Origin of the sequence: Herbaspirillum autotrophicum, from assembly GCF_001189915.1 — a bacterium.
Taxonomy (GTDB): domain Bacteria; phylum Pseudomonadota; class Gammaproteobacteria; order Burkholderiales; family Burkholderiaceae_D; genus Herbaspirillum; species Herbaspirillum autotrophicum.
This window is the reverse complement of sequence record NZ_LFLS01000030.1, coordinates 38,254-65,031: the sequence shown is the minus strand read 5'-3', so window position 1 is coordinate 65,031 and position 26,778 is coordinate 38,254. Positions and strand designations below refer to the sequence as shown.

Annotated in this window: 24 protein-coding genes; 7 read left to right on the top strand and 17 right to left on the bottom strand. The window is 59.4% G+C overall.

Features of this window, described 5'->3' with window-relative positions; translation table 11 throughout:
• Window positions 1-23: 23 nt before the first annotated feature.
• Window positions 24-947 (bottom strand): DedA family protein/thiosulfate sulfurtransferase GlpE, encoded by a 924-nt coding sequence (locus AKL27_RS20395; protein WP_050464721.1) that lies wholly within the window; start codon window positions 945-947, stop codon window positions 24-26.
• A gap of 339 nt (window positions 948-1,286) precedes the next feature.
• On the opposite strand from AKL27_RS20395, the gene dkgB reads away from it, so the two are divergent.
• The gene (gene dkgB / locus AKL27_RS20390) at window positions 1,287-2,090 is read left to right on the top strand and encodes a 2,5-didehydrogluconate reductase DkgB (RefSeq protein ID WP_198156028.1); all 804 of its coding nucleotides are present in this window, start codon (window positions 1,287-1,289) and stop codon (window positions 2,088-2,090) included.
• Between the two features lie 24 nt (window positions 2,091-2,114).
• On the opposite strand, the gene AKL27_RS20385 is transcribed toward dkgB, so the two are convergent.
• The 3 genes from AKL27_RS20385 to AKL27_RS20375 all read right to left on the bottom strand — a co-directional run bounded on the left by AKL27_RS20385 (window position 2,115) and on the right by AKL27_RS20375 (window position 4,694).
• Window positions 2,115-3,413: an MFS transporter gene (locus tag AKL27_RS20385; RefSeq protein ID WP_050464697.1), complete on the bottom strand. Its 1,299-nt coding sequence runs from the start codon at window positions 3,411-3,413 to the stop codon at window positions 2,115-2,117.
• A gap of 45 nt (window positions 3,414-3,458) precedes the next feature.
• Complete coding sequence (locus AKL27_RS20380; RefSeq protein WP_050464696.1) at window positions 3,459-3,896, bottom strand: MarR family winged helix-turn-helix transcriptional regulator; 438 nt, start codon at window positions 3,894-3,896, stop codon at window positions 3,459-3,461.
• A gap of 219 nt (window positions 3,897-4,115) precedes the next feature.
• Complete coding sequence (locus AKL27_RS20375) at window positions 4,116-4,694, bottom strand: winged helix-turn-helix transcriptional regulator (protein ID WP_050464695.1); 579 nt, start codon at window positions 4,692-4,694, stop codon at window positions 4,116-4,118.
• 93 nt (window positions 4,695-4,787) lie between these two features.
• On the opposite strand from AKL27_RS20375, the gene AKL27_RS20370 reads away from it, so the two are divergent.
• Window positions 4,788-5,246 carry a MaoC family dehydratase gene (locus tag AKL27_RS20370; protein WP_050464694.1) on the top strand — a complete coding sequence of 153 codons (459 nt, stop codon included), beginning with the start codon at window positions 4,788-4,790 and terminating at the stop codon, window positions 5,244-5,246.
• A 12-nt stretch (window positions 5,247-5,258) separates the two neighbouring features.
• On the opposite strand, the gene AKL27_RS20365 is transcribed toward AKL27_RS20370, so the two are convergent.
• The 5 genes from AKL27_RS20365 to AKL27_RS20345 form a co-directional block, all read right to left on the bottom strand.
• The gene (locus AKL27_RS20365) at window positions 5,259-6,464 is read right to left on the bottom strand and encodes a glycoside hydrolase family 5 protein (RefSeq protein WP_083439183.1); all 1,206 of its coding nucleotides are present in this window, start codon (window positions 6,462-6,464) and stop codon (window positions 5,259-5,261) included.
• Window positions 6,465-6,569: 105 nt separating this feature from the next.
• Window positions 6,570-7,214 (bottom strand): maleylacetoacetate isomerase, encoded by a 645-nt coding sequence (gene maiA / locus AKL27_RS20360; RefSeq protein WP_050464718.1) that lies wholly within the window; start codon window positions 7,212-7,214, stop codon window positions 6,570-6,572.
• Window positions 7,215-7,325: 111 nt separating this feature from the next.
• Window positions 7,326-8,669 (bottom strand): fumarylacetoacetase, encoded by a 1,344-nt coding sequence (fahA, locus tag AKL27_RS20355; RefSeq protein WP_050464693.1) that lies wholly within the window; start codon window positions 8,667-8,669, stop codon window positions 7,326-7,328.
• Window positions 8,666-9,988 carry a homogentisate 1,2-dioxygenase gene (hmgA, locus tag AKL27_RS20350; protein WP_050464692.1) on the bottom strand — a complete coding sequence of 441 codons (1,323 nt, stop codon included), beginning with the start codon at window positions 9,986-9,988 and terminating at the stop codon, window positions 8,666-8,668. Before hmgA ends, fahA begins: the two co-directional genes overlap by 4 nt.
• Before the next feature lie 60 nt (window positions 9,989-10,048).
• Window positions 10,049-11,386 (bottom strand): MFS transporter, encoded by a 1,338-nt coding sequence (locus AKL27_RS20345; RefSeq protein WP_050464717.1) that lies wholly within the window; start codon window positions 11,384-11,386, stop codon window positions 10,049-10,051.
• A 151-nt stretch (window positions 11,387-11,537) separates the two neighbouring features.
• Here AKL27_RS20345 and AKL27_RS20340 point away from each other — a divergent pair, with 151 nt between their 5' ends.
• The 3 genes from AKL27_RS20340 to AKL27_RS27885 all read left to right on the top strand — a co-directional run bounded on the left by AKL27_RS20340 (window position 11,538) and on the right by AKL27_RS27885 (window position 15,494).
• Entirely contained in the window at window positions 11,538-12,449 is a 912-nt protein-coding gene (locus tag AKL27_RS20340; protein ID WP_050464691.1) for a LysR substrate-binding domain-containing protein, read from the top strand.
• Between the two features lie 157 nt (window positions 12,450-12,606).
• A complete protein-coding gene (locus AKL27_RS20335) occupies window positions 12,607-15,180 on the top strand; it encodes a PepSY domain-containing protein (RefSeq protein WP_050464690.1) in 2,574 nt (857 codons plus the stop codon).
• Window positions 15,181-15,335: 155 nt separating this feature from the next.
• A complete protein-coding gene (locus AKL27_RS27885; protein ID WP_157057025.1) occupies window positions 15,336-15,494 on the top strand; it encodes a hypothetical protein in 159 nt (52 codons plus the stop codon).
• A 105-nt stretch (window positions 15,495-15,599) separates the two neighbouring features.
• Here AKL27_RS27885 and AKL27_RS20330 read toward each other — a convergent pair whose 3' ends face one another.
• Entirely contained in the window at window positions 15,600-15,989 is a 390-nt protein-coding gene (locus AKL27_RS20330; protein ID WP_157057024.1) for a hypothetical protein, read from the bottom strand.
• 303 nt (window positions 15,990-16,292) lie between these two features.
• Here AKL27_RS20330 and cls point away from each other — a divergent pair, with 303 nt between their 5' ends.
• Window positions 16,293-17,642, top strand: coding sequence for a cardiolipin synthase (gene cls / locus AKL27_RS20325; RefSeq protein ID WP_232311054.1), 1,350 nt, complete (start codon window positions 16,293-16,295; stop codon window positions 17,640-17,642).
• Between the two features lie 63 nt (window positions 17,643-17,705).
• The gene (locus AKL27_RS20320; protein WP_198156027.1) at window positions 17,706-18,605 is read left to right on the top strand and encodes a hypothetical protein; all 900 of its coding nucleotides are present in this window, start codon (window positions 17,706-17,708) and stop codon (window positions 18,603-18,605) included.
• A 3-nt stretch (window positions 18,606-18,608) separates the two neighbouring features.
• Here the strand turns inward: AKL27_RS20320 and AKL27_RS20315 are convergent, their stop codons facing one another.
• The 7 genes from AKL27_RS20315 to AKL27_RS20285 form a co-directional block, all read right to left on the bottom strand.
• On the bottom strand, window positions 18,609-20,774 hold the full coding sequence (locus AKL27_RS20315) for a putative bifunctional diguanylate cyclase/phosphodiesterase (RefSeq protein ID WP_232311053.1): 2,166 nt from the start codon (window positions 20,772-20,774) through the stop codon (window positions 18,609-18,611).
• Window positions 20,775-21,121: 347 nt separating this feature from the next.
• Entirely contained in the window at window positions 21,122-21,829 is a 708-nt protein-coding gene (locus AKL27_RS20310; protein WP_083439181.1) for a phosphoribosyltransferase, read from the bottom strand.
• A complete protein-coding gene (locus tag AKL27_RS20305) occupies window positions 21,826-22,593 on the bottom strand; it encodes a phosphoribosyltransferase family protein (RefSeq protein ID WP_050464686.1) in 768 nt (255 codons plus the stop codon). The genes AKL27_RS20310 and AKL27_RS20305 overlap by 4 nt, the downstream gene beginning before the upstream one ends.
• A complete protein-coding gene (locus AKL27_RS20300; RefSeq protein ID WP_050464685.1) occupies window positions 22,590-23,675 on the bottom strand; it encodes a BMP family ABC transporter substrate-binding protein in 1,086 nt (361 codons plus the stop codon). The genes AKL27_RS20305 and AKL27_RS20300 overlap by 4 nt, the downstream gene beginning before the upstream one ends.
• Before the next feature lie 119 nt (window positions 23,676-23,794).
• Window positions 23,795-24,448: a response regulator transcription factor gene (locus AKL27_RS20295; RefSeq protein WP_050464684.1), complete on the bottom strand. Its 654-nt coding sequence runs from the start codon at window positions 24,446-24,448 to the stop codon at window positions 23,795-23,797.
• Window positions 24,445-26,223, bottom strand: coding sequence for a sensor histidine kinase (locus AKL27_RS20290; RefSeq protein ID WP_050464683.1), 1,779 nt, complete (start codon window positions 26,221-26,223; stop codon window positions 24,445-24,447). Before AKL27_RS20290 ends, AKL27_RS20295 begins: the two co-directional genes overlap by 4 nt.
• A gap of 42 nt (window positions 26,224-26,265) precedes the next feature.
• The gene (locus AKL27_RS20285; protein WP_050464682.1) at window positions 26,266-26,772 is read right to left on the bottom strand and encodes a nucleoside deaminase; all 507 of its coding nucleotides are present in this window, start codon (window positions 26,770-26,772) and stop codon (window positions 26,266-26,268) included.
• Between the last annotated feature and the right edge of the window lie 6 nt (window positions 26,773-26,778).

The window sequence follows — 26,778 nt, the reverse complement described above, 5'->3', positions numbered from 1 at the left end:
CCGGCATCAACCCGAACCTCAACTCAGGCATCCAGCGCATGGCCGGCAGCAATCCAGGCATCAATGCCACCGGTCAGCGGCCGCACTTTCTTGTAGCCGCGACTCATCAGTTGCCTGGCCACCAGCGCTGCCGACGCTTCATTGGGACAGGCGCAATAGACAATCACTTCGTCACCGGGCGGCGCGTCGAACACGAAGGTGTTCATTTCCTTGTGCGAGATCGTCAGCGCACCGGGAATCCGCCCTTCGCGCTGCGCGCCCGGCGTGCGCACATCGACAATGGTCGGCTTCACGCCCTGCTTGAGCAAAGCATCAAGCTCGTCCACGGAAATCCGCGCCATGCGCAATGACTGCCGGAAACGCCGGCGCTGCCACCATTTGGCGGCGACGAACAACACGAAGGCAATCGCGATCAGCAACATGCCGTACTGCCCGAGCTGGGTCAGCACATTGAGCAGATCGTCGACCGTGGTACTGAACAATGCGCCCAGGAAAATCCCGAGCCCGGCCCACAAGGCAGCGCCGATGCCGTCGAAAATGATGAAGGTGGAGCGTCTGGTGCCGAGCGTGCCGGCCAGCGCACTGGCTATCGAAGCAAAGCCCGGAATGAATTTGGCCAACAGCAGCGACCGCGCACCCCAGCGTGCATAAATCGATTCGGTCTGGCGCACGCAGGAATCGGGCGACAGCGAAATGCGACACAAGGTCGACAGCACTTTGCGGCCGTAGCGCCGGCCCGCCAGATACCAGACATAGTCGGCAATCAGCGCCGCCACGACCGCAGTCAGCAACAGCAACGGCGCCGAATACTGGCCGCGCTCAAGCAAAGCGCCGGTAATCACCAGCGTCGGATACGCCGGCACCGGCACCCCGAGTTGCTCGATCAGGACATTGAAAAACACGATGACCAAGCCGTATTGCTCAATCAAATGGAACAGATAAGTCATCGCGACTGCTTGCCTCTCGTCATGATCATGTGCGCGCGGACGGCGCAACAGCGTCATTATAGAGTCGATGGCGGCGATATGCTGGCGCGCGCCGGATTGCCATGGACATCGTGCACGGCATTAAGCAGCAGCGCGGCAACGATGCGTGCAAGTCCCGCCACCTTTGCCGAATAATCAATAATGTTTTGCATTGGCAGCTATTTTTGCAACAACGATTTGACGGCATACTGACCCCCAAGGTATTCGCAAAGCAAGTCGCCGCGAGATACGTTCAGCAAATGCACCCGTGCCTGATTGCGGCGCAGGTGCCACTGCTTCATTCATTACACAAGGATTCTCATGATCAGCATGCCCGCCATCGGTCTCGGCACTTTCCGCCTGAAAGATCAACAAGTCATCGACTCCGTCACCAACGGCCTGGAGGTCGGTTATCGCCATATCGACACGGCACAGATTTACGGCAATGAAGCGGAAGTAGGCCAGGCTATCGCCACCGGCAAGATTGCTCGCAAGGATTTGTTCGTCACGACCAAAATCTGGACCGATAATCTGAGCAAGGAAAAGCTGATTCCCAGTCTGAAGGAGAGTCTGGCCAAGCTGCAACTGGATCAGGTCGACCTGACCCTGATTCACTGGCCGGCACCGCAAGACAGTATCGCCGTAGCGCATTACATGGAGGCACTGGCCAGCGCCAGGGCCATGGGCTTGACACGCCAGATCGGCGTTTCCAATTTCACCATCGCCCATCTGACGCAAGCCATTGATGCGGTCGGTGCTGCCGAGATTGCTTCGCAGCAAATCGAAATCCATCCGTTCCTGCAAAACCGCAAGGTGGTGGACTTTACCCGCAGCCACAACATTCCGATCACCGCCTATATGCCACTGGCCTACGGCAAGGTCAATACCGATCCGGTACTGCTGGAAATTGCCGGCCGGCACAAGGTCAGCGCCGCGCAAATTGCCTTGGCATGGTCACTGCAGCAAGGTTTCTCGACGATTCCTTCCTCCACCAAACGGGCCAATCTGGAAAGCAATCTGCTGGCACAGAAAATCGCGTTGTCAACGGCGGAAATGGATGCCATCGCCGCCCTTGACCGCAACGAACGGCTGGCCAATCCCGATTTCGCGCCGCACTGGGATTAACATTCACGCACTGCGGAGTTGCCGTTACACCGTCACCACCGCAGGCTGGGCGTGACGGTCGCCCTTGATGCGCAACACCATCACGGCACCGATCAGACAAGCCACCCCCATGATCACCGACGACGCGGTATAGGTGCCGAGACTGGCACGCATGAAGCCGGAGATCATGGTCGCGGTGGCAGCGCCCAACTGGTGGCCGGCGACAATCCAGCCAAACACGATGGGCGCGGCCAGACGGCCGAACACATCATTGGCCAGACGCACGGTCGGCGGTACGGTGGCAATCCAGTCCAGACCATAAAACACGGCGAAGATGGTCAAACCGAAATAATCGAGACCGAAAGCATACGGCAGGAAAATCAGCGCCACGCCGCGCAAGCCGTAATACCAGAACAGCAGCACGCGCGGATTGAAGCGATCCGATAACCAGCCCGACATCGTGGTGCCGACCAGATCCAGCATGCCCATGGCGGCCAGAATGCTGGCGCCGCCCACTTCCGAAATGCCATAGTCATTGCACATCGCGATGAACTGGGTACCGATGTAACCATTGGTGCTCATGCCGCAGACAAAGAAACTGAAAAACAGCAACCAGAAATCGCGCACCTTCATCGACTGCCGCAAAGCATCGAAAGCAATACTGAGCGGATTCTTTTTCTGCGCCGTCAGATCGGCCGGGGTCTCCACGGTCTGGCCATACATCTTCAGACCGACATCACTCGGACGCTCCGGCAAGAACAGCGCCACCAGCGGCACCGCAGTGGCAGCCACGGCGGCTACCAGAAACGCCACCGAACGCCAGCCGAAATGCTCCACCATCGATGCCATCAGCGGCAAGAACACCATCTGGCCGGTAGCGGCACTGGCCGTCAGCAACCCCATCGCCAGACCACGCCGCATTTCAAACCAGCGACTGACAATGGTGGCAGCCAGCGTGTTGGCAGCAACCCCGGTACCGGCACCGACCAGCAAACCCCAGGTCATCACCATGTGCCACGGCATTTGCATCAGGGTACTCAACGCGGTGCCGACTGACAGCAGGCACAAGGCGGTCAGTACCACCGGGCGGATGCCGAAACGTTGCATGGCGGCAGCGGCAAACGGGCCGATCAGGCCATACAAAGCAATGTTGAAGGAAATCGCCAGCGAAATGGTGGAACGACTCCAGCCGAATTCATGCTCCAAAGGCAGAATCATCACCGACGGCGTAGCGCGGATACCAGCCGACGCCAGCAGCACCAGGAAGATGATCGCGACCACGATCCATGCGTAGCTGAAACGATGCGCGGTACGCGCGGCAATGGCCTGGGTAATATTGTTCATGTGACACCGGAGAGGTAAAGGATAAAGATGGCCGGAGCGGCGCAATCAATGGTCAGCGTTCAGTTTTTGGTAGGCGTCATCGACATTTTTCATCAATGTTTCCTGGGTATCGTGGCCCACGATGGCATCGATTTCATCTTGCGCGCGTTGCCAGTTCGGCAAAGCCGATTGCCATTTCGCACGCCCGGCAGGCGTCAGATTCAAACCGAATGAGCGCTTGTCGATCAGGGTGCCGGCCGGCATGTCCACCGTCACCACCCAGCCTTCTTGCATCAGCGGTTTGAGACTGCGGCTCAGCGTGCTGCGCTCCATGCCCATGTCCGACGCCAGAGCGATATTGGCCAGCGGGCCATACTTGCCGAGACGACTCAACAGCGAATACTGGGTAATCGTCAAGCCGTCGGCCAGCAGATGGTGATCGTAAATCACCGTCATGCGGCGAGCCAGACGGCGTAAATGGAAACAGGAACATTGACTGGACATGGCACATCCTTGAGAACGGCTGTGATTGGCAACAATGTTGCCGAAACACAATGAGCGACGGATTGATATTATCGATGCATACACATCGATGCATATACATCGATGTGCATGCATAGTATTCCCCGCCAAAAAGGCTGTCAATCAATCGTGATGGAAATTTTTGCGGACGGGATGCGGAAACAACACTCCCGGCGCGCCGGCCGGGAGCAACGGAAGAATTTACTTTTCTGCCGCCAGCGCCACATCAGCACTGGCGTCAGCCGATGCCGCAACGGCGACCGCTGCCGGCGGCGTGGCGGTTGCCGCAAGCTGCCTTTCGCGCGCCAGTTGCAGGCGCTCCCTGACGCTCGCCGTGGCTTGCGGACCCGGCGCGAAAACCAGCTCATCAAGATTGAGCAGCTTGCCGGTCTTGCTGTCAGCCAACGCCAGATCGATTTCTTCGCCGCTGTCGCCATCGACCAGCGCCACACTGACGCCCTCCGGCGTGAAATGCTTGTTGCCCCAGGCATGCATGGCCACCGCCACACTGCGGAAATCGCGACCGAGATCGGTCAGCACGTATTCATCGCGCGGCGGATGGTCGTTATACCGGCGCCGCATCAGCATGCCGGCATCGACCAGCGAATTGAGCCGCCGCGTCAGCATGTTGGGCGCAATACCCAGACTTTTCTGGAACTGGTCAAAGCGCGTCAGGCCCTGCAAGGCATCGCGCAAGATAAGAATGCTCCACCATTCACCAACCCGTTCCAGCGTGCGTGCAATCGGGCATGGCATACCACCGAAGCTTTTGCGTTCCATGATGACCTCCTGTAACTTTCATTTTTGAACTAACATTATAAAGCGCGCAGCCTACATCGGCATACACGCATCCCGGCAACCTAGGAGAAACAAATGACGCAAACGCTGTATCTGGAAGACTTCACCGTCGGCCATATCCATAAAACCGACGCCTCGGAAACCCTGAGCGCCGACGACATCAAATCTTTTGCCGCACAATACGATCCGCAACCGTTCCATCTCGACGAAACCGCTGCCGCCCGCAGCTTCTTCGGCGGCCTCGCCGCCAGCGGCTGGCATACCGCGGCGCTGACCATGCGCCTGCTGGTCAAGACGTTGCCGATCAGCGGCGGCATCATCGGCGCCGGCTTCGAAGAATTCCGCTGGCCGCGCCCTACCCGTCCCGGCGACCGGCTGCGCGTGGAAGTGGAAGTGCTGGAACTGAAATTTTCACAATCCAAACCCCAGCAAGGTTTTCTCAAACACCGTGTCACCACCTTCAATCAGGATAATCAACCGGTCCTGGTCATGACCGGCAATCTGCTGGTGCCGCGCCGCCTGGCCGGCGGCTGACCCGCACCCCGCTCACGGCCGCAGCAAACGCTTGCGAATCGGTTCGAATACTTCCGTGGCCTTGCGCGGCAAGGGGTCGGCCCGGCCTTGCTCCAGCGCTTGCCAATACGCCCACGGCACCGGGCTGCGGCCGAGCTCATAGTCCATGCCATCCCAGGCATCTTCGCGAAAACTGTAGAACGCCCAATGCAAATCCTCGGTCTCTGCCACGTGCAACACGTCTTCCAGATAGTCGCGACAATCGGGCCAGCGGCGCATGCAACCGAATTCACCCAGCACCAGCTGCCGCTTCGCAATGCCATGCCGGGCCGCCCATGCCAGCGGTTGCCGCAGATGCGCCGCGACCGTCGCGGCATCCCAGTGCTGCGGCTTGCCGCCGAACGGAACACGCCCGGGATAGCGATAAGGAGATGAACGTTTCATGTTCGGCGCACTGGTCGCCGCATAGGGTTCGTACATGTGAAAACTGTAGAGCACCTTGTCATCCGCCAGCCGTTGCGGCCAGCCATCGAAACCGGCGGCCGAGGCATACCAGCCGGCATCGACCATCACCGGCGTGACGGCATCGCTGGTGCGCAAGGCGGCAATGACATGGTTGTAAAACGCTGGCAAATCACGTGCGCTGCCGGCGACCTTGCGTTGCCAGTCGCGGCGGCGTTCGCCGCCGGCATGCTCCGGCAAGTCACTGCCGAATTCCGGGGCCGGTTCATTGATCAGGTTGTAGGCGGCAATCGCCGGATGGTCACGCAAGGCTGCGGCCAGATCTTTCCAGAACGCAGCGGCCTGCTCCCACCAGGCCCGCTGTTGCCACAGGCGGCCGTCGAACCGGCCATGATTGTTTTGACGCCAGCGCGCGCCGGGCAGACTCAGCGGCGCGATCACCACTTTCAGTCCGACCGCATGCGCCAGATCAAGCGTGGCTTTCAATTGCGCCAGATCGTCGGCATCCAGTCCGGTATAGCGGTCAGCATCGCCGAGCAGAAAATCGCGCCCGGCCGGTTTCCATTTATCGTAGGAGAGCCGTACCCAGGTAGCGCCGTAACCGTGCAGTGCGGAAAAATAGGCGGCAGCCGGTGGCTGGCGGTTGAAGCTGTTGCCGCCGCGCTGCGTGACTTGCCAGAAATTGAACAGATCGGCCGCCGATGCCAGTGGCATCAGCGCGCAGATCGTCAGACCTGTCGCCCATGACCACAGTATTCGGCTCCATTTGGTTTGCATTGCATCTCCCCCGAGAATTGGAACTCAGCTTAGCGCGGGGGGCTAGTCAACTGCTATCGAATTTTTTCTCTTTCTTCCTGCTTTTATCATCTGCTCAAGGAAATGTCATTCCGCATCGGGTTGTGCCGATGGCTGCGCCAACTGGAATGCTTCCAATGCATTACAGGCGGCATCGATGGCATTGAGCGTCGGATATGGCGTCATGTCGACCTCGAAACGGCGGGCGTTGAAGATCTGCGGAATCAGACAGCAATCGGCCAGTGTCGGCTGATCGCCATGACAAAAAGCACCGCGTTGCGGATCATTGCGCAAACGTGTTTCAAGCGCCGCGAAACCGAGATTGATCCAGTGATGAATCCACGCTTGCTTGGCCTCATCGGTAATCTGCAACTGATGCTTGAGCATCCGCAGCACGCGCAAATTATTGAGCGGATGAATATCACAGGCAATGACTTGCGCAACCTCGCGCACGTGCGCGCGTTGCAGCGGCGTCGCCGGCAGCAGCGCCGGCGTCGGATACGATTCTTCCAGATACTCCAGAATCGCCAGCGACTGGCCGAGGCGGTCACCGTCGTCGTCGAGTATCGGCACTTGCGACTGCGGATTGATGGCACTGAATTCCGGCGTGAATTGCTGCCCGCCCTGCTTCAGCAAATGCACTGGAATGGTTTCGTATGGCAAACCTTTGAGATGCAGTGCAATACGCACGCGATACGATGCCGAGCTGCGGAAGTAACCGTACAAAGTCATGCTCATGAGTGTCACCTTGAAAATCGGATAGTGGAATGCATCTGCCGTGTTGCACTGCATGTATCGCCGTTCTTGCGGCCGGCAGTGCGGCAGCAAGAACCCGTGGTTTTATCAGACGACGGTACGTGCCGGCAAGACGGTGCCGGCGACTTCGCCGAAACCGATGCGCGGCCAGCCATCGCGCCGCGCACTGCCGCGCATGATGATGGTATCGCCATCCTGAATGAAGATGCGGGTTTCGCCACCCGGCAGCGTCAGCGCCTGCTTGCCGCCGGCGGTCAGCTCCAGCAAGGAACCGGCGGCTTCCGGCGTCGGTCCTGATTGGGTCCCGGAACCCAGCAAATCACCGCCGCGCAAATTGCAACCGTTGACGGTGTGATGCGCCACCAGTTGCGACACCGACCAATAAGAATCGCGGAAATTGGACAACGACAAGCGATGCGGCGCCAGACCGGCGCTGCGCATGGCCGGCGTCTGGATCAGGACTTCCAGTTGTACATCGAGCGCGCCATGATCGCGCAAGCCGGCATCATCAAGATACGGCAGCGGTTGCGGATCGGCGCTGTCGCGCGTCCAGCCGGCACGATACGGCGCCAGCGCTTCCAGCGTCACGATCCACGGTGAAATGGTGGAGGCAAAGTTCTTCGCCAGGAACGGGCCCAACGGCTGATATTCCCACGCTTGCATATCGCGCGCCGACCAATCGTTGAGCAGGCACAGTCCGAACACATGCGCCTCGGCATTGGCCATCGGAATTGCCTCACCGAGTGCATTGCCGTTACCGATGAAGACGCCGACTTCCAGTTCGTAATCGAGACGCTTGCAGGGACCGAATACCGGCACTTCGGCATCCGGTGCACGCGTTTGTCCGAGCGGCCGGCGGAACTGCTGACCGGAGACGTCGATGGATGAGGCGCGACCGTGATAACCGATCGGCACCCACTTGTAATTCGGCAGCAACGGATTGTCAGGACGAAACAGTTTGCCGATGGCAGTGGCGTGATGGATCGAGGTATAGAAATCGGTGTAATCGCCGATTTGTGCCGGCAGTGCATGCTCGGCATCGCTTTGCGCCACCAGACATGGCGTCAGCAACGCCTGCTGCGCCGCGCTGCAATCACTGCGCAACAAGCGCGACAAGGCCAGCCGCAAGGCCGACCAGGCGCCGGCATCGAGATCCATCAGTGGATTCAGTGTGGCGCCGGCAACTGCGGCATGCACCGCTGCCTGCGTTTGTGCATCGGCAGCGACAAAAGCACCGGCCGCGTGGGCCACGCGCAAATCCAGAATCTGATCACCAATCGCGACGCCGGCGCGAAATTGTTCACTGCTGCCGCGACGGCGGAAAATACCGTATGGCAAATTCTGGATCGGAAATTCGTTGTCATCGGCGTTGGCCGAACTCACCCAGCTGCGCAGCGTGGGTTGGTGCGTCTCGTTGCACTGGATAGTCATTTTTGCTCCGGATTGAAATGTTTGCTGATGCCTGTCCAGCACTCATGATAGTTGTTTTGCAGCGTCGGTGATGCCAGCGCCTGCGTGGTCGGATGAATCACGTGGCGGGTCTCGATCATGAACGCCATGGTCTGATCCACTTTTTGCGGCTGGCTGGTATCGGACTGCGAGGCCTTCTCGAACGTCGCCGCATCCGGGCCGTGGCCGGTCATGCAATTATGCAGACTGGCGCCGCCGGGGACGAAGCCCTCTGCCTTGGCATCATACGCGCCATGAATCAGACCCATGAATTCGCTGGCGACATTGCGATGGAACCATGGCGGACGGAAGGTATCTTCGGCCGCCAGCCAGCGCGGCGGAAAAATCACGAAGTCCACGGTATCCACACCGGGCGTATCACTTTGCGCCTGCAACACCAGAAAGATCGATGGATCAGGATGGTCGTAACTGATCGAGCCGATGGTATTGAAGTTGCGCAAATCGTACTTGTACGGTGCATAGTTGCCATGCCACGCCACCACATCCAGCGGCGAATGACCGATCTTTGCCGACCACAGATTGCCGCAGAACTTCGCCACCAGCGTGAAGTCGCCTTCGCGATCTTCGTAAGCTGCATGCGGCGTCAGGAAATCACGCGGATTGGCCAGACCGTTGGAACCGAGTGGTCCGAGATCAGGCAGACGGAACAAGGCACCGTGGTTTTCGCAGATATACCCGCGCGCTTCGCCATCCGGCAAGTCAACCTGAAAACGGATGCCGCGCGGAATCACGGCAATCTCGTGCGGTTCAAGATCAATCACGCCCATTTCGGTGCGCAACTTCAACCGGCCCTGTTGCGGCAGGATCAGCAATTCGCCATCGGCCGAATAAAAAAACTTGTCGGTCATCGGGCGATTCGCGGCGTAGATATGAATCGCGCAACCGCTTTGGGTTTCCGCCGAACCGTTACCCGCCATCGTGATCAGGCCGTCGACGAAATCGGTCGGTGTCGCCGGCATCGGTTGCGGATTCCAGCGCAACTGATTCGGCGGCGAATCGAGCTGATCGAAACGGCTGACGATGCGTCCATTATCGATGCGCTGGAACGGCGCGTGCATCGCCGCCGGCCGGATCCGATACAACCAGGCGCGCCGGTTGTGGCTGCGCGGCGCGGTAAATGCGGTGCCGGAAACCTGCTCGGCATACAAACCATAAGCAACGCGCTGCGGCGAATTCTGTTTCGGCGGCAAGGCGCCGGGCAAGGCTTCAGTGGCGAATTCATTGGCGAATCCCGACTGATAGCCTGACTGCACAGGTGACAACTGAACTGAGTCTGTCATGACATGCTCCTTTGTTTCGATAGTCCTGACGGTGCCGCTCAACGCGGCACCGTCAGTTGCTCAATTGATTTCGTTGCCGGGCCGGACACGATGCAGGCGCACCACCATCAAGGCCGAGATCAATGCCGGCACAGCGGCGGCGGCAAACAGCGAACCGTTGGTCCACTGCATCGCGATCAGTTGACCGCCGATGACCGGCCCGATCACCGAACCGATGCGGCCGATGCCGAGTGCCCAGCCGATGCCGGTGGAACGCAGCGTGGTTGGATAAAAAGTACCGGCCAGCGCATTGACCGCCGGTTGCCCGCCGACCACGCAAAAGCCGGCAATCACGACGCTGATGAATAGCAAGGCAGGGAATGCTGCGACCCGGCCGATCACGGCAATCGCGATGCAGGCGGCGAGGAAACAGGTGCCGAGTACTTTGGTGAAGCCGAAACGATTGATGAACCAGCCCAGCGTCAGGGTACCGACAATCCCGCCCACTTGCAGCGAAGTGCCGATCAACACCGCGTTGCCGGTAGAGTAGCCGGCATCCTTGATCAGGGTCGGCAACCAGTTCGACAGGAAATACAGATTGATCAGGTTCATGAAACTGATCAGCCACAACAGCAGAGTGACGCCGGCGCGGCCGTCACGGAACAGTTCTGCCACCGGCATGCCGTTGGCTTTGGTTTCCTTGACCACCACGGTGACACCGGCCGGCACACGGAGGGTTGGATCAAGCTTGCGCAACCAGTGTTCAATCTTGCTGGCGGCGCGCTTGCGCAATACCAGAAACTGAATCGATTCCGGCAACCAGATCAGCATCGCCACACCGAGCACGGCGGGGACAATGCCGCCCACCAGAAACACCGAGCGCCAGCCGAAGGCCGGAATCAACGCCGCGCTGACGAATCCGCCCACCGCCGCTCCCACGGTGAAGCCGCAAGAGACCCACATCATGCGCGTGACACGCGAACGGCCCGGGCTGAATTCACCGACCAGCGCCATGGCATTCGGCATGATGCTGCCGAGACCGAAGCCGGTGATGAAGCGCAGTACCAGCAAGCTGTCGATGGTGGTGACCTGGGTCGTCAGCAACATGCAGGCGGCAAAGAAAAAAGTGGAAATGATCAGCACCGGACGGCGTCCGAGGCGGTCGCCCACCGGGGTCAACACCAGCGAACCGAGCAGCATGCCGAACAGGCCGGCGCCGAACACTGGTCCCAGACTGGCTTTGCTGACGCCCCAGTCACCGATGATGGCCGGTGCCACGTAGCCCATGGCCTGGACATCAAAACCATCGATGATCAGACACAAGCCGCACAAGGCCAGCAGGCCAAACTGAAAAGCGCCGAAACGGCTGTTCTCGACTACCTGATCGACGTTGATCACGTTTACTGCATTGGCATTCATGTCTGCTCCGGAGGGATTGATCTTGTTTTGCTGAACCGCAATGAAATGGCGGCACAACAACATTATTTTTGTTCTTGGATCGTCACTGTAGTGCAAGCCCCCATCTTTTACGATATAAATACGGAAATACAATCCATTCACCAAATCAATAATGATAGAGCCACGCGACATTGACCTGAATTTGCTGGTCATCTTTCAGGAAGTGTTTCAGGAACGCCAGATTTCTTCGGTCGCAAGGCGTCTGGGGTTATCGCAACCGGCGGTCAGCAATGCGCTGGCGCGGCTGCGCCGGACCTTTGCCGATGAACTGTTTGTGCGTACCGCACACGGCATGCAGCCGACGCCGTTTGCCGAGCAAATGGCGGAACCGGTCAATTCGGCCCTGGCGCATGTGGCCAAGGCACTCAACCGGCTCGATGTATTCAGCCCGGCAGACAGCCAGCGCCGTTTCACGATTGCCATGACCGATGTCGGCGAAGTCTATTTCATGCCGCGACTGGTCGAGCAATGCCGGCAACAGGCACCCGGCGTCGTGATCAGTACCGTGCGTGCCGGTGCCATCGACCTCAAAACCGAAATGGAAGCCGGCCGGGTCGACCTTGCCATCGGCGCCTTCGACAATGTTTCCGACGCCTTGTATCAGCGCCGCTTGTTTCGCCAAAACTACGTCAGCATGTTCCGCCGCGGCCACCCGCTGGCAGCCAGCGGCGGCGAAGTCTCGCTCAAGGAATTTCTGGCGGCGCAACATCTGGTAGTGGCCTCGCTGGAAAGTCCGTATGACCGCATCAATCAGATTCTGGAAAAAGCCGGCGTGCGGGCCAACGTCCACTTTCGCGTGCCCCACTTCACCGCTGTGCCCTACATCGTCAGCACCACCGATTTGCTGGTGACGGTGCCGCACAAACTGGCCGAAAGCGCAGTCGGTCCGTTCAATCTGCAATATATAAAGCCACCGCTGCGACTGCCATCGCTGCAAACCAATATCTTCTGGCACCGCCGTTTCAATCAGGATGAGGGCAATCAATGGTTGCGCGGACTGATCGCCGACCACTTTGCCGAATAAAAACCGTCATCGGCGCACATACAATCAAGAACAGTTATCATTTCCAATTTATAATTGCCGGCTTTAGTCGCGCCGCCATGCCTGACGGGGATTGATTTCCCGCAAGAAACAATCGGTGCCGGCACCGACACTTCGCCGCCACCGGCAACACACGCTCATGTTCAAAAAAATCTGGTTTCAGATTCACTGGTTTATCGGCATCACTGCCGGCACCATCCTGATCGCTATCGGCATCACCGGCGCCATCCTCTCTTTCAGAGAAGAAATACTGGACTGGATCAATCCCGGCATCACGCATATCGCACCGCGCCCGGAACCGGTATTGACACCCCAACAACTCAACGAGCGGATCAGCGTTGCGGTACCGCACGAACGGATCCTTTCGCTTACCGTCTGGGCAGAACCCGGGGCCTCGGCCAGAGTGGTGTTTGCACCACCAAAAGGAGTACGGCGCGGCGAAGCACGCTATGTCGATCCCTACAGCGGTGCCCTGCTGCCGCCCTTGGCCGGCAATGAATTCTTTGAATTTTCCGAACGCCTGCATCGCTGGCTGTTGCTGCCGGTCGACGCCGGCAAGATCGTCGCCGGCATTCTGGCGCTGTGCCTGCTGACGCTGGCGCTGTCCGGTCTGTATCTGCGCTGGCCGCGACGGGCGCTGGACTGGCGCGCCTGGTTCAAACTCGACTTCGGCATGCGCGGCCGTTCTTTCCTGTGGAACCTGCATTCGGTGATCGGCACCTGGGCCCTGGTGATGTACGTGATTTTCACTACCACCGGTTTGTACTGGGCATTCGACTGGTTCAAGCAAGGTGTCAATACCCTCGCCGGGGAAGCCGTCAGCGCCCGTCCGCCGGCACCGAAAAAACCGAAAATGCCGGCCGCCGCCGAGGCCGCCGGGGTGGTCGATCTGAAGCTGAGCTGGGAAGTGTTTTTACGCGAAGCCGGCAACTACACCACCGCGACCCTGCGCATCCCTGACAAAGCCGGACAAGCGGTACAGATCAATTACCTGACCCCGGACGCCTCGCACGAACGCGCCCGCAACCGCATGGCGGTGCAGCCGCTGAGCGGCAAGCTGACCCAGAACGAACGGTTCGCCGACAAGAGCACCGGCGGCAAATTCATCGGTGCGATTTACCCGCTGCACATGGGGACCTATTTCGGTTTGCCGGGCCGCATCGTGATGTTGCTTGCCAGCCTGATGCTGCCGCTGTTTGCCGTCACCGGCTGGATGCTGTATCTGGATCGGCGCCGACAGAAACGCGCCGTCAGAAAGGCGCGCGCCTTGCTCGACAAGAGCGCCGGCCAGACCGGCCACGACGACGGCAGCAACGCGCACGACACCATGTTGCTGGCCTGGGCCTCGCAATCGGGGCAGGCCGAGCAACTGGCGTTACGCAGTGCCGCCGCGTTGCAACGGGCCGGCATGAGCGTCAGCTTGCAATCACTCGCCACCCTTGATCCGGATCGCCTGCGTCACTATCAACGCGTCTTGTTCGTGGTCAGCACCTTTGGACAGGGCGAACCGCCTGACAGCGCGCACCGTTTCATGCGCCTGCTGGAACAGCAATCCGGCTCCGGTCTGGCGCCGCTACGCTACGGCATACTGGCGCTCGGTGACCGTCAGTACGAACGCTTCTGCGGCTTCGGCCATCTGCTTGATCACAGCTTGCAGAGCCAGGGCGCACAAACCCTGTTTGCCATGATCGAAGCCGACCGCCTCGACCCGGCAGCGCTGGGCGCCTGGGAACAGGCATTGGGTGCGCTGAGCGGCGGTGATGTCGCGATGGAAAAACAGCGCGACGATGAACACCCCTTCACTGACTGGACCTTGCAGAAACGCGAATTGCTCAATGCCGGCAGTTGCGGCAGCGGCATCTATCATCTGGAACTGACGCCGCCCCAGGACTTGCCGTTGCGCTGGCAGTCGGGTGCGCTGGCGGAAATATTGCCGCGCCACGCACCGGATCGCATCGCGCTGTTGCTGCAACGGGCGCAGCTCGACGGCAACCAGAGCGTCCACTTTCACGGCCAGCAATACACACTGGCCGCAGCGCTGGCGCGCAGCATATTGCCAGCCCTGAGCAGCGGCCCACACGCAGCGCAAGCCATCGCTGACCACTTGCAGGCGCTGGCGCCGCGTACCTATTCCATTGCCTCGATACCGCAAGACGGACGCGTCCATCTGCTGGTCCGGCAAGCCGTGCACGATGATGGTCCCGGCGTTGCCTCGGGCTGGCTGACGGCATACGCCACGCCCGGCAGCAGTATCGCCATGCGGTTGCTGAGCAACGACAATTTCGCGCTGGCCGGCAATGATGCGCCCGCCATCCTGATCGGCAACGGTTCCGGTCTGGCCGGCTTGCGCAGTCATCTGCGCGCCCGCGTACGCCACAATCAGACCCGCAACTGGCTGCTGTTCGGCGAGCGCCAGCGGCGCCATGATTTCCATTACCAGAGTGAAATCGAACAATGGCAACGCGATGGCATGCTGGAGCGTCTCGATCTGGCCTTCTCGCGCGATCAGACGGAACGGATCTACGTTCAGGACAAGCTGCGCGAAGCCGCCGACGTGCTGCGCGCCTGGGTAGCCGATGGCGCCGTCATCTACATCTGCGGCAGTCTCAATGGCATGGCCGCCGGTGTGGAAGCGGCCATCACCGACATTCTCGGTGCCGCTGCCCTGCAAGATCTGATCGAACAAGGACGTTACCGGCGCGACGTTTATTAGACTGCATTGCGGATGCAATTGCGAACGATATTCAGAACAGCTTCTATGGTCTGAAACCGGCATCCTGACTAAGATGAATCACGGTCTTTCCCATACCGTCAGCGACGGCATGAAGTCCGTTTGATTGTGGCTTAACTTTTCAAGGAGTATGCGTGATGCAAATACTGACTCAAGCAGAACTGAAAGACGTCGCCGGTGCCGGCCTGGATATCGGCATCTGGAATGGTGGTCCGCTGCACGGCCCGCTGGGAGGCCAGGTGATTGTTGAAAGCTCGCCGTCCGGTGGCCTTGATATCGAGACCTGGGTACCGTAACGGATAGCGATGAAGTGCCAGGTTTTCCGGCACTTCATCGCTGCCCCGGCCGCAGCGCAGAGCGTTGCAATGACCGGCGCAATCCGGGCGCAGGCAGCCGCCAAATCACCAGCGGAATTGAGCACGCGGCAAGACCCTCATGATGGTCGTCAGTGTACGCTGACGCGCCCACGATTCCAGACATAACCAGACCTGCAACTGCGGTTTGTGCGCGATCTGCTGCAAACGCATGAACACTACGCCTGAATTCTGCATGACCGCCGTGCGCAATACACTCGCGGCATCGATATCAATAATCACGCACAACAGACAACGGCCGTGACCTTCGGCTTTTCTGTGTATCCGCGCTTGCGCCCGTGGCGCATCCGGCGTTGCACTTTGCATGCCGGCCAGCGGTGAACGCAAGCGCGCAGCAAACAATCCCGGCAAACGCTGCGGAAACAGCAAACGCTGCCACCAGGAAATTTTTTCGGACTGCCGGCGTTGATTCTTCATATCCATCCCCTTGTCGCATTGAAGAGATGACTCAGCATAGTCGCGCCGATATAAAGATCGCCTCAAAAAATCACTGTCCGGTATCAATAAAAAATAAACAACAAGCTTGTAGGTGAAGCGAGCTTTCTACAGTAGGACGATGCCGTTTCCCCCGTAAATGGCGGGTCCGGGCCACCAGCGACAGCGCGCTACGGCTTATACTCGGCGGGTAATTTCCGTGTACTGAACAGCAAGAAAAACCGGACCCACACCATGCATGCACATATCAAAAAGAACGCGGCAGTCCAACTTTATGCACTTTGCATGTGCCTGCTCTTGCTCGTCAGTTGCAGTTCGCTGCCGCAAGTCGTGCCCGACATGCAGACGCAATCGGAAAAGTCGATCCAGATCAAGGGTGGTCGCGGCATTTTGAGTGAAGAGAAAAGTCAGGCAATTCTGGACAAACTCAAAAGCGACAAGCATGACAACAATATTCTCGACCAGCACATCGCGATTGAAAGTGCCATCACCGGTTCGCCGCTCACCAGCGGCAATCAGGTCACGCTGCTGATCGACGGCCCCGCCACCTATGCCTCGATGCAAGCGGCAATTCGCGGCGCGCGCGATCACATCAATATGGAAACCTATATTCTGGAAGCCGATGATGTCGGCCGCCAGTTTGCCGACCTGTTGATCAGCAAGCAAAAGCAAGGGGTGCAAGTCAATCTGATCTACGACAGCGTCGGCACCATGAGTACCCCGGTCGAGTTCTTCAAGCCGATGACCGATGCCGGCATCAACGTACTGGAATTCAATCCGGTCAATCCGGCCATGACGCGCAAGGGCTGGGACGTCAATCAGCGCGATCACCGCAAATTGCTGGTGGTCGACGGCGTGACCGCCTTCGTCGGCGGCATCAATATCAGCAGCGTCTATTCGAGCGGTTCGTTCCGCTCCAAAAAACGCGCGGCCGATGCCAGCGACATTCCGTGGCGCGATACACAGGTACGCATGGATGGTCCGGTCGCCGCCGAGTTTCAAAAACTGTTCCTGACCACTTGGGAAACCCAGCACGGACCACCACTGGCGAAGAAAAATTATTTCCCGCCGCTGCCCGTCAAGGGTACCGAACTGGTACGCGCCATCGGCAGCTCGCCGGATGATCCCTACAGCGTGATCTATGCCACCTTCATTTCCGCCATTCAACATGCGCAGGCTCAGGTGTACCTGACCAATGCCTACTTCATTCCCGATCCGCAATTGTGCCAGGCACTCAAGGATGCCGTCCGGCGCGGCGTCGATGTGCGCCTGATCCTGCCCGCCAAAAGCGACTCGGCACTGGTGCTGTATGCCTCACGTTCGTTCTATAGCGAACTGTTGCACGCCGGCATCAAGATCTATGAACGCCAGGATGCCTTGCTGCATGCCAAGACTGCCCTCATCGACGGCGTCTGGTCCAGCATCGGCTCGACCAATCTGGATTGGCGCAGCTTTGTCTATAATCAGGAAATCAACGCCGTGATCCTGAGTCCCCAATTCGGCAGCCAGATGCAAACCATGTTTGAACGCGACATGTCCGCCTCGCATCTGATTACCGAACAGGAATGGTCCGAGCGCCCGGTCAGCGACCGCATCAAGGAATTCGGCGCCAGTCTGTGGGCACGCTGGTTATGACCATGCCCCCATCGCATTGCCAATCCGGCATGAGCACCACCCATGTCACAGGAAAGAAGCTCAATGAATAGTCACTCCACGCTGCCACGCTGGTGGCGCCTGTTGCTTGCCGGCACACTGTTGGCGATGCTGGCTGCCGGCTCCGCGCGGGCGGCAGAAGATAGCGCCGGCGCTGCTGCCTTGCAGGAAAAATATCTGGCATTGCAAACGCAACTGGGCCACAACCAGTTTCAACAACCGGTGTATCTCAACTCCACGGAAACGCCGAATACCATCAAGGGCGACATTTATGCCGTGGTCGATTATCCGTTTGCCAGCGTCAGCAGTGCGCTGACCATGCCGGGCAACTGGTGCGACCTGCTGATTCTGCATCTCAATACCAAATACTGCCGCGCCAACGGCGGCACACTGGTGATGCACGTCGGCAAGAAATATGAACAGCCGCTGCCGGATACTTATCGCATCGATTTCGCCTACCACCTCGCCAGCAACAGTGCGCATTACTTTGACGTCGCAATGAATGCCGACAAAGGTCCGATTGACACCAGCAATTACCGCATCCGGCTGGAAGCAGTACCGCTGGCCGATGGCCGCAGTTTCCTGCATCTGATGTATTCGTATTCTTACGGCTTTGCCAGCCGCGTCGCGCTGCGCACCTACCTCGCCACCGCCGGCAGCAACAAGGTCGGCTTTACCATGTTGGAATCAAAACCGGGAGCGGCCCCGCAATACGTCGATGGCATACGCGGCACCGTCGAGCGCAATACCATGCGTTATTACCTGGCAATCGATGCTTATCTGAACGCCTTGAACGCAGCACCGCAAGCCCGTACCGAACAGCGCCTGCAGGCCTGGTTCAAAGCCACCGAACGCTATCCGCGCCAGTTGCATGAAGTGGACCAGAACAGCTACATGAGCATGAAGCGCAAGGAAATTGCGCGCCAAAACAGTATCGCCAACTGAGCGCTACCGCACCGCCTGTGCCAGCCAGAGTCGTTCCAGTTCGGCCACCGGCAATGGTTGCGCATGCAGATAACCCTGTGTCAGATCGCATCCGGCCGCGCGCAGGAAGTCGCGCTGATCTTCATTTTCCACACCTTCGGCGACCACCTGCAAACGCAACTTGTGGGCAATCGCAATGATCGCTTCGGTAATGGCGACGTCGTCGGCGTCATGCGGAATGCCGCGCACGAAACTGCGGTCAATTTTCAACGTATCGAGCGGATATTGTTTCAGGCTCGCCAGCGACGAATACCCGGTGCCGAAGTCATCCACCGATACCGCCACGCCCAGTTCGCGCATGCGCTCCAGCAACACCACGGCATCTTGCGGATTGTGCATGATTGCACTCTCGGTAATTTCCAGCTCCAGCATGGATGACGGCAAACCGCTTTGCACCAGCGCCGCATCGATCACCGCCAGCAAATCATCGGCGGCAAACTGGCGCGGCGACAGATTGACAGCCACGCGGCCAAACTGATAGCCCTGATCCAACCAGGCACGACCTTGCAGACAGGCCTGGCGCAAGACCCAGGCACCGAGCGGCACGATCAGCCCGGTCTGTTCGGCCAGCGGAATGAACATCCCGGGCGCCACCAGGCCGCGCGTCGGATGCTGCCAGCGCAGCAAGGCTTCGACCCCGCGCAGACTGCCATCGCTGGTTGCCACCTGTGGCTGAAAGTACAGCACGAATTCATCGCGTTCGACGGCGTGGCGCAAGCTGTTTTCCAGCAGCATTTTTTCCAGCGCATGATGACTCATTTCCTGATTGAACAGGCGGAACGTATTTTTTCCGCGATCCTTGGCGTGATACATCGCGATATCGGCATTTTTCAATATCGTGACGGCATCCGGTCCATGTTCGGGAAAGGTGGCGCTGCCGACACTGGCGGTGATGAACATTTCATGGCCATTGATCATAAACGGCCTGAGCATGCTGTTGATCAGATCTTGCGCCATCACTGCCGGCGGCTTTTCGCCGGCGCCCAGCAACACCACGAATTCGTCGCCACCGAAGCGGGCCAGGACGTCGTCCTCGGCGAGTTCGGCGCGCAGGCGCTGAGCCGCCGCCACCAGCAACTGATCGCCGGCATGATGGCCGAGCGTATCGTTGACGGTCTTGAAGCGGTCCAGATCGATGAAATACAACACCAGCGATTTCTGTGCCGCCCGGGCCTGATCGATACGCTGCGAAAAAATGCGCATCAGGCCATTGCGGTTCAGCAAACCGGTCAGGCTGTCGTGGTCGGCCAGAAATGCCAGCTTGCGTTCGGCTTCCTTGCGCAAGGTGTTGTCGGTAAAGACGCCGACATAATTGGAGATCACGCCTTGCGGATCGCGGATCGCCGAAATCGATAACCATGCCGGATACCAACTGCCATCCTTACGCCGGTCTTTCATTTCGCCTTGCCAGTGGCCGGCGCTGGCAAGCTTTTCCAGCATGCCGCGATTGATCTCTGCCTGGGCGCTGGCACCGGTCATCATGCGCGACGGCTTGCCCATAGCAACCCCGGCTTCATAGCCGGTGATCAAGGTGAAGGCGGGATTGACGGCAACGATGCAAAATGCGGCATCGGTGATCAGAATACCTTCACTGGTCGATTCAAACACCCGGTCGGCCAGTCGCGACTGCCGCTCCGATTCCAGTCGCTGGCCGACATCGAGCACCATTTCCAGCAACACCGGTCGTCCCTGATATTGACTCACGCTGCCGTGCACTTCGACCCACCGCCGGCTGCCATCTTTATGCAGAAAGCGGCAACTGTAGCGCACGCTGGCAACACTGCCATCAAGCCGGATGCGCTGTTGCGCCAGCAGCAATACCAGATCTTCCGGCGCCACCAGCGCCGTGACCGACATGCCACTCAACTGCGCAGCACTGTCGTAGCCGAGCAGGCCGGCCATTTTGTCATTGGCATAGACAACGCTGCCGTCGTGGCGCAACAGGAACAAGCCGATCAGCGACTGTTCCAGCAAATGGCCGAGGCCGCGCTCCGGTTCCGGCGCCAAACTGCTGCCATCGCTGACGCTATCGAAATGACGATAATCGCCGGCATTGGCAGCAAGCGGCGGTGTGCGACGGCGATACTTTGCCTGCATGGCGACGAATGCGTTCGATATTCTTCTGTGCAATGTTCTCAATCTTGACGTCCCCGTCTTGAGCCACCGTGCCGCGTGATCTGCGGCCCGGTAAATCGTGTCTCTGTTTTTTGTCGTTCTTGCACTGGTGCAGCCAGTCACGCAATTATTTTTTATATGCTTCTTGCGGTGCGGTAGATTAGCATGTCCACGCGGCAAGTCTTAGTGTGGGCATGAAAATAACAGAGCCAGCTTACGGGGAGCTTGCCAGAATATTGCAATGCGGCAATGAAAAACACAGCGGCGCAGTAACGATCAGCAAAATCGGTTTACTACGCCGCTGGCCGGATGATGTGATGTGTTGCAGAACTGTTCAGGATGGTCGCAGTTACGCAGGACGGTTATTCGTCTTTGGCGACCCACTCTCCGGCCACCCGCCGAAACATCGGAATATGTCCCAGCGCCAGTACTTTGGCCGGCGCGTCGGGATCCACTTGCGCCAGTGCCTGCCGCCACGCCGGCCCTTCCGTCAGCACTGCCGCCACCGCTTCCACACTGGCGCCGGCCCTTTTCAGCAGGCGCAATGCGGCGGCCGCAGTCAGGCCGGTGTTGATGACATCATCGATCAACACCACGCGCCGGCCGGCGACCCGGTCCAGCAAATGCGGATCGAGATAGAGCGCCTTCGACTGGCCCGGACTGGTGCCCGACAAGGTCGGCTCCGACCAGCTCTGGTCATACCAGAATTTGCGCGACAGACCGAGTGCAACGTAATGCGGCAGCCCCAGACTCTTGGCCACCAGACGCGCATAATCCAGCCCCATGGTGGGCACGCCGACGATCATGTCCGGCGCCAGGGGCCGGATCATCTCGGTCATTACCGCCGCCAGTGCTTCTTCGACTGCGAACGGCGTCTGATTCGACATCAGCAAGGCAATCGCATCCGTACCTCCGGGCAAGGCGCGCAGCGGCAATTCAAGACAACTGCCGTCGCGCAGCACCACCGGATAGGTGCTGGTGTAACTGCCGCCGGCGGCGGGCCAAGCCACGCCCGGCGGATACAGACGCACCCGGTATCCGGGCAGCGCCGAGGTGAGCAAGGATGTCATGCATGCGCTCCCGAAATGTCATCGCCAAAGCCGGCGCGGCAAAAACCCGGTGGAAAATGCTGCGCCACTTGCGCCAGCACGCCGGCATCGATACGCCCCAGATTGACGTGCGTCACACGCGAATACAAGACCTCGCCGATCTGTTCCATGGTCGAAGCGATCAGTGTCTTGACCGACAGTCCGCTTTGTTCGCGCAGATAGCGGCGACCATCGTTTTCGGTTTTTTCGCCCACCGTAAAGATTTCCAGAATTTCGCCGCCCGCCAGTCGCACTGCTTCAATCAGGGCACACAAAGTGCCGCCGGTACTGATCAGATCGTCGACGATCAACACCCGGTCGCCGGGACGCACGCCATTCAGATAGACCTGGGTCGAACCCTCTTCGATATATTCATTGGCCAGACCGACTGCCACTTCGCCCGGCACGCCCGACGGACTCCAGCGCGCCAGTGTGCGCGGCAAGCGATACTGCGCCAGGATGTCAGCCACAATCATGGCGCCGCGGTCTTCTTCGCCGACGCCGAGTGTCGCCTGTTGATGATGTGCGATGTGCAACCGCGCCAGCAGACAAACGGCCTGCGCCAGTGCATGCGTGAGCGGCGGAATGTTGTCGGTCAGGGCGGTCGGAAAAAAAGCGAAACGCTGACCGCCCTTGCCGGTCACCACCATCGTCGGCCGCATATCGAAGTCGGCGATCACCAGCTTCAGTGCGGCGACGATGTCAGTTGCCTGGTCCGGCAGATTGCATGTTGCAGCGTGGTTCATTTCGGCAATGTCCCTTCCACACCCTTGACGAAGTAATGCATCGCCAGCTTGTCTTTATCGCTCGGTTCCTTGCCGGCCGCTACGCGTTGCACGCCGGCCTGATCAATCAGCGGTCCGCCGAACACCGGTTTGGCACCCGAGATGATGTCGCGCTTGCGGGCTTCCACCAGATCCTTGACCGCCTGCGGCACCACTTTGCTGTAGTTGCCGAAGCGAATCGCATCTTCCTTCAGTCCCAGCCAGGCATTGCCCGGTTTCCAGCGTTTGGCCATGACATCGCTGACCACCTTGTTGTAATACACGCTCCAGTTCAGCATCGATGCCGCCAGTTGCGCATCCTTGCCCCATTGCGCCATGTCGGTATCCCAGCCGAAACCATAGATGCCGCGCTCCAGCGCGACCTGCACCGGTGCCGGCGAATCGGTATTTTGCATCAGCACATCGACACCGCCGGCAATCAGCGCCACTGCAGCATCGCGCTCCTTCGGCGGATCGTACCAGGCGTTGACCCACACCACTTTAGTGCGCACTTTGGGATTGACCGCCTGCGCGCACAAGGTATAGGCATTGATATTGCGGATCACTTCCGGAATCGGCACCGATGCCACCACGCCCAGATTGCCGCTCTTGCTCATGGCACCGGCGACCACGCCGGTCAGACAAGCGCCTTCGTAAGTACGGATATCGTAGATGCCGAGATTGCGGCCGGTCTTGTAACCGGTGGCGTGTTCAAACGCCACATCGGGAAACTCGGGTGCGACCTTGGCCATCGCATTCATGTAACCGAAGGCGCCACCAAAAATCACCTTGGCACCATTGGCGGCGAGATCGCGAATCACGCGCTCGGCATCCGGACCTTCCGCCACATTTTCGACGAACACAGTCTTTACTTTGTCGCCAAAGCTGCGCTGCACTTCTTGCCGCCCCAGCTCATGCGCATACGACCAGCCGGCACCGCTGGCCGGCCCGATATACACGAAGCCGACCTTGAGCGGTTCGGCGGCATGGACGCTGGCGGCGGCGCCGATCAGTACACCGACGGCCAGACTGAAAGTGGTACGTAAAAACGGCTTGCTGAACATTGTGCATCTCTCCCTGTTGTACTGTTGCGCTACCGGATGCTGTCGAACGCGGGCATCCGCGGCGTGAAATAAATGACATTTGCAGCATACGTGGCACGCACTCAGGTGCCTATTACACCTTAGTATAGCGCGGCACCGGTCACCGCGTTTTGCAGGCGCTCCATATTGCGCGCCAGTTCTGCCACCGAACGCACGCACATCTTTTGCATCAGATGACGACGATGCACCTTGACCGTGATTTCGCTGACGTTGAGCGTGGCGGCAATTTGCTTGTTGAGACGGCCCTGCAATACCAGTTCCAGCACTTCCCGCTCGCGCGCAGTCAACCGCTGATAGGCGTCGCGCGTCGCGTCTTGCGTATGTTCAGCGATGCGGCGCTGCGTATCTTTGGCCAGTGCATCGGCCACCGCCTGCAACAAATCCTCTTCATCGAACGGCTTGATCAGAAAATCATGCGCGCCGCCTTTCATGGCGCGAACACTCATCGGAATATCACCATGGCCGGTGATCATGATCACCGGCAAACGGTCTTGCATGTCTTGCAAAGTACGTTGCAAATCGAGTCCGCTCAGGCCCGGCAGACGAACATCGAGAATCAGGCAGGCCGGCGTCGCGGGGCGCTCATGCAGCAGAAATTCAGCGGCGCTGGCAACAGCGCAAACGCGCCAGCCGACCGAACGCAGCAAGCTGTCCAGCGCCAGCCGCACGGCGGCGTCATCGTCCACCACAAACACCATGGCGCCGGTCTGGTCGCTATGCGTCAATGCGTTCATCGTGGTCCCTCGCCGGCAGCCGGCAACATGCAACCGATAGTGACGCCGTGCGGCTGACGTGCCGCCGCATACATGCGCCCGCCATGGGCTTCAATGATGGAGCGCGACAACGACAGGCCGAAGCCCAGCCCCTCCGGCTTGGTGGTATAGAAGGCATCGAACAGACGTTCCGGATCGGTGGCGCCGAAACCGCTGCCGTTATCGTGCACCAGGATTTGTACGCCGTCGGCACTGGCGCACATTTCGAGCGTAATGCTGCGAGCGCGGTCACGGACCTGCTGCAGCGCTTCGATTGCATTGAGCAACAGATTGAGCATGACTTGCTGAATTTGCGTGGTGTCTACACAGACTTGTGGCAACGTCGCCGCCAGTCGCACCCGCAAGCCGATGTCATGACGCAGGGCTTCGGTGCGCACCAGGCCGAGACTGGCCCAGACACACTCGACCAGATTGGAATGGCGGCGCGTACTGGCAGCGCCGTTGAGAAATTCGCGGATGCCGCGCACCACATTGCCGGCATGGCGGCCGCTGCTGACGATGCGACGTGCCGCCGCCTGTGCTTCTTCCAGATTGGGCGGGGTCGCCGCCAGCCAGCGCAGACAGGCATTGGCATCGATCACCAGCGCCGCCAGCGGCTGGTTGACTTCGTGTGCAATCGAGGTTGCCAGTTCGCCCATGGTGGTCCGTCGCATCAGGCTTGCGAGTTCGGCGCGGGCCCGTGCGGCGGCTTCTTCAAATGCGCGGCAATCAGCCAGGCCACGTCCGATCTGGGTCGCCAGCATGCCGAGAAAATCACGATAATCGCGATCCAGCAATTTGTAGGGATTGATGCCGGCCACCAGAAAGAATTGCTGTTCCGCGCCGGCCGGCGCCCGGATCGGCAACACCGCCACCGAGCGCGGCGCCGCATCCCAGACCCCTTGCGGAACGGGTTGGACCACACTGGCGGCAGCCAGCACCGTCAATTGCCCGCTGGCCATGGCTGTGGCCAGACGGTGGGCCGGATCGAACCGCCCGCTATCGTCCGGCGCCCCCCCTTGGTCCATCCCGATCTGCAACGGCAAGCCGGCCTCGGGTACCTCACCCAATCCGGCCTGCGCCACCAGTCGCAAAGCCGCATCGGTCTGCCCGGCATAGAGCGCAAAGAACGGCAAGTCGTAGGGATTGCGCGCCAGACAAGGACTCAGCGATTCGCAATACTGTGCGAGCGAATGCGCCGACCGCGTCTGCGTTGCCAGATCGCCGAGCGTGCGCAGGCGGCGCACACCGATCACATGCGCGGTGGTGTCGATGATCGGAGTGATGATGCCGGTGACCTGACCGTCGTCGTTGAGAATCGGACTGTACGAAAACGTTTCGTAAAACTCTTCTTCATAATCATTGCGGCGGTAAATCACTTGCATGTCTTCGAACAGCACCGCCAGGCCGTTCTTCAATACCTGCGCAATCCGTGGCGCCAGCGCGCGCGCCGCATCCGACTGGATGTCATGCAAAGGCAAACCCAGCGCATGCGGATGCTGACCACCAAAGAACAGACTGCCGGCGCTGTTCCAGAAGGTCAGCAGTTGCGGCCCCCAATACACGATGTACGGAAAATTGGAATTGAGACACAGCTTGAGCACCTCGTGCAGACGCGGCGGCCAGTGCGCAATCGGACCGAGCGCGTAGTCATGCCAGTCGTGGCGCAGCAACAGACGGCCGACATCATCGGCGTCCTCGAGATAGCGCAGATGGGCCGGCGTCGTTGCAGCGGAGGGGGAAGGTAAAAGCGGCATACTTGCGTTGTGCAAGATCCATGCCGGCCGGCCCGCATTAGCTCAGCGCGTGGCCCAGAATTCGCGCTGAAAGCTGGCAATTTCCTCCAGCATTTCCGGCACCGGCCCGATCAGATCGACATTTTTCTGGCAGTGATCAAACACATAACGTGATGACACGCTCATGGTCGGATTTTCCTGATGGTTGCCGGTCACATCCAGCAGTTGTCGCTCCGTCATGCCGTACACCACGCGCCCGATATTGGCCCAGTACACGGTGCCGGCGCACATGCAGCACGGCTCGACCGAGGTGTACAAGGTACAGCCCCACAAATACCCGGGCGAATAATTCAACGCCGCCACCCGCGCCAGCACCGCCTCGGCATGATTCACCGTATCGACATTGCACTGCTCCATCAACACGGTTTCCTGATCCGGTCCGACCAGCACCGCGCCAAACGGATGATGACCGATGCTCACGGCGCGTTTGGCGACTTCATTGGAACGTCGCAAATGACGGTGAATCTGATCGGTGGTCGGTGGCAGACCTTGTTCCGGAAAATTGCGCATGATGGA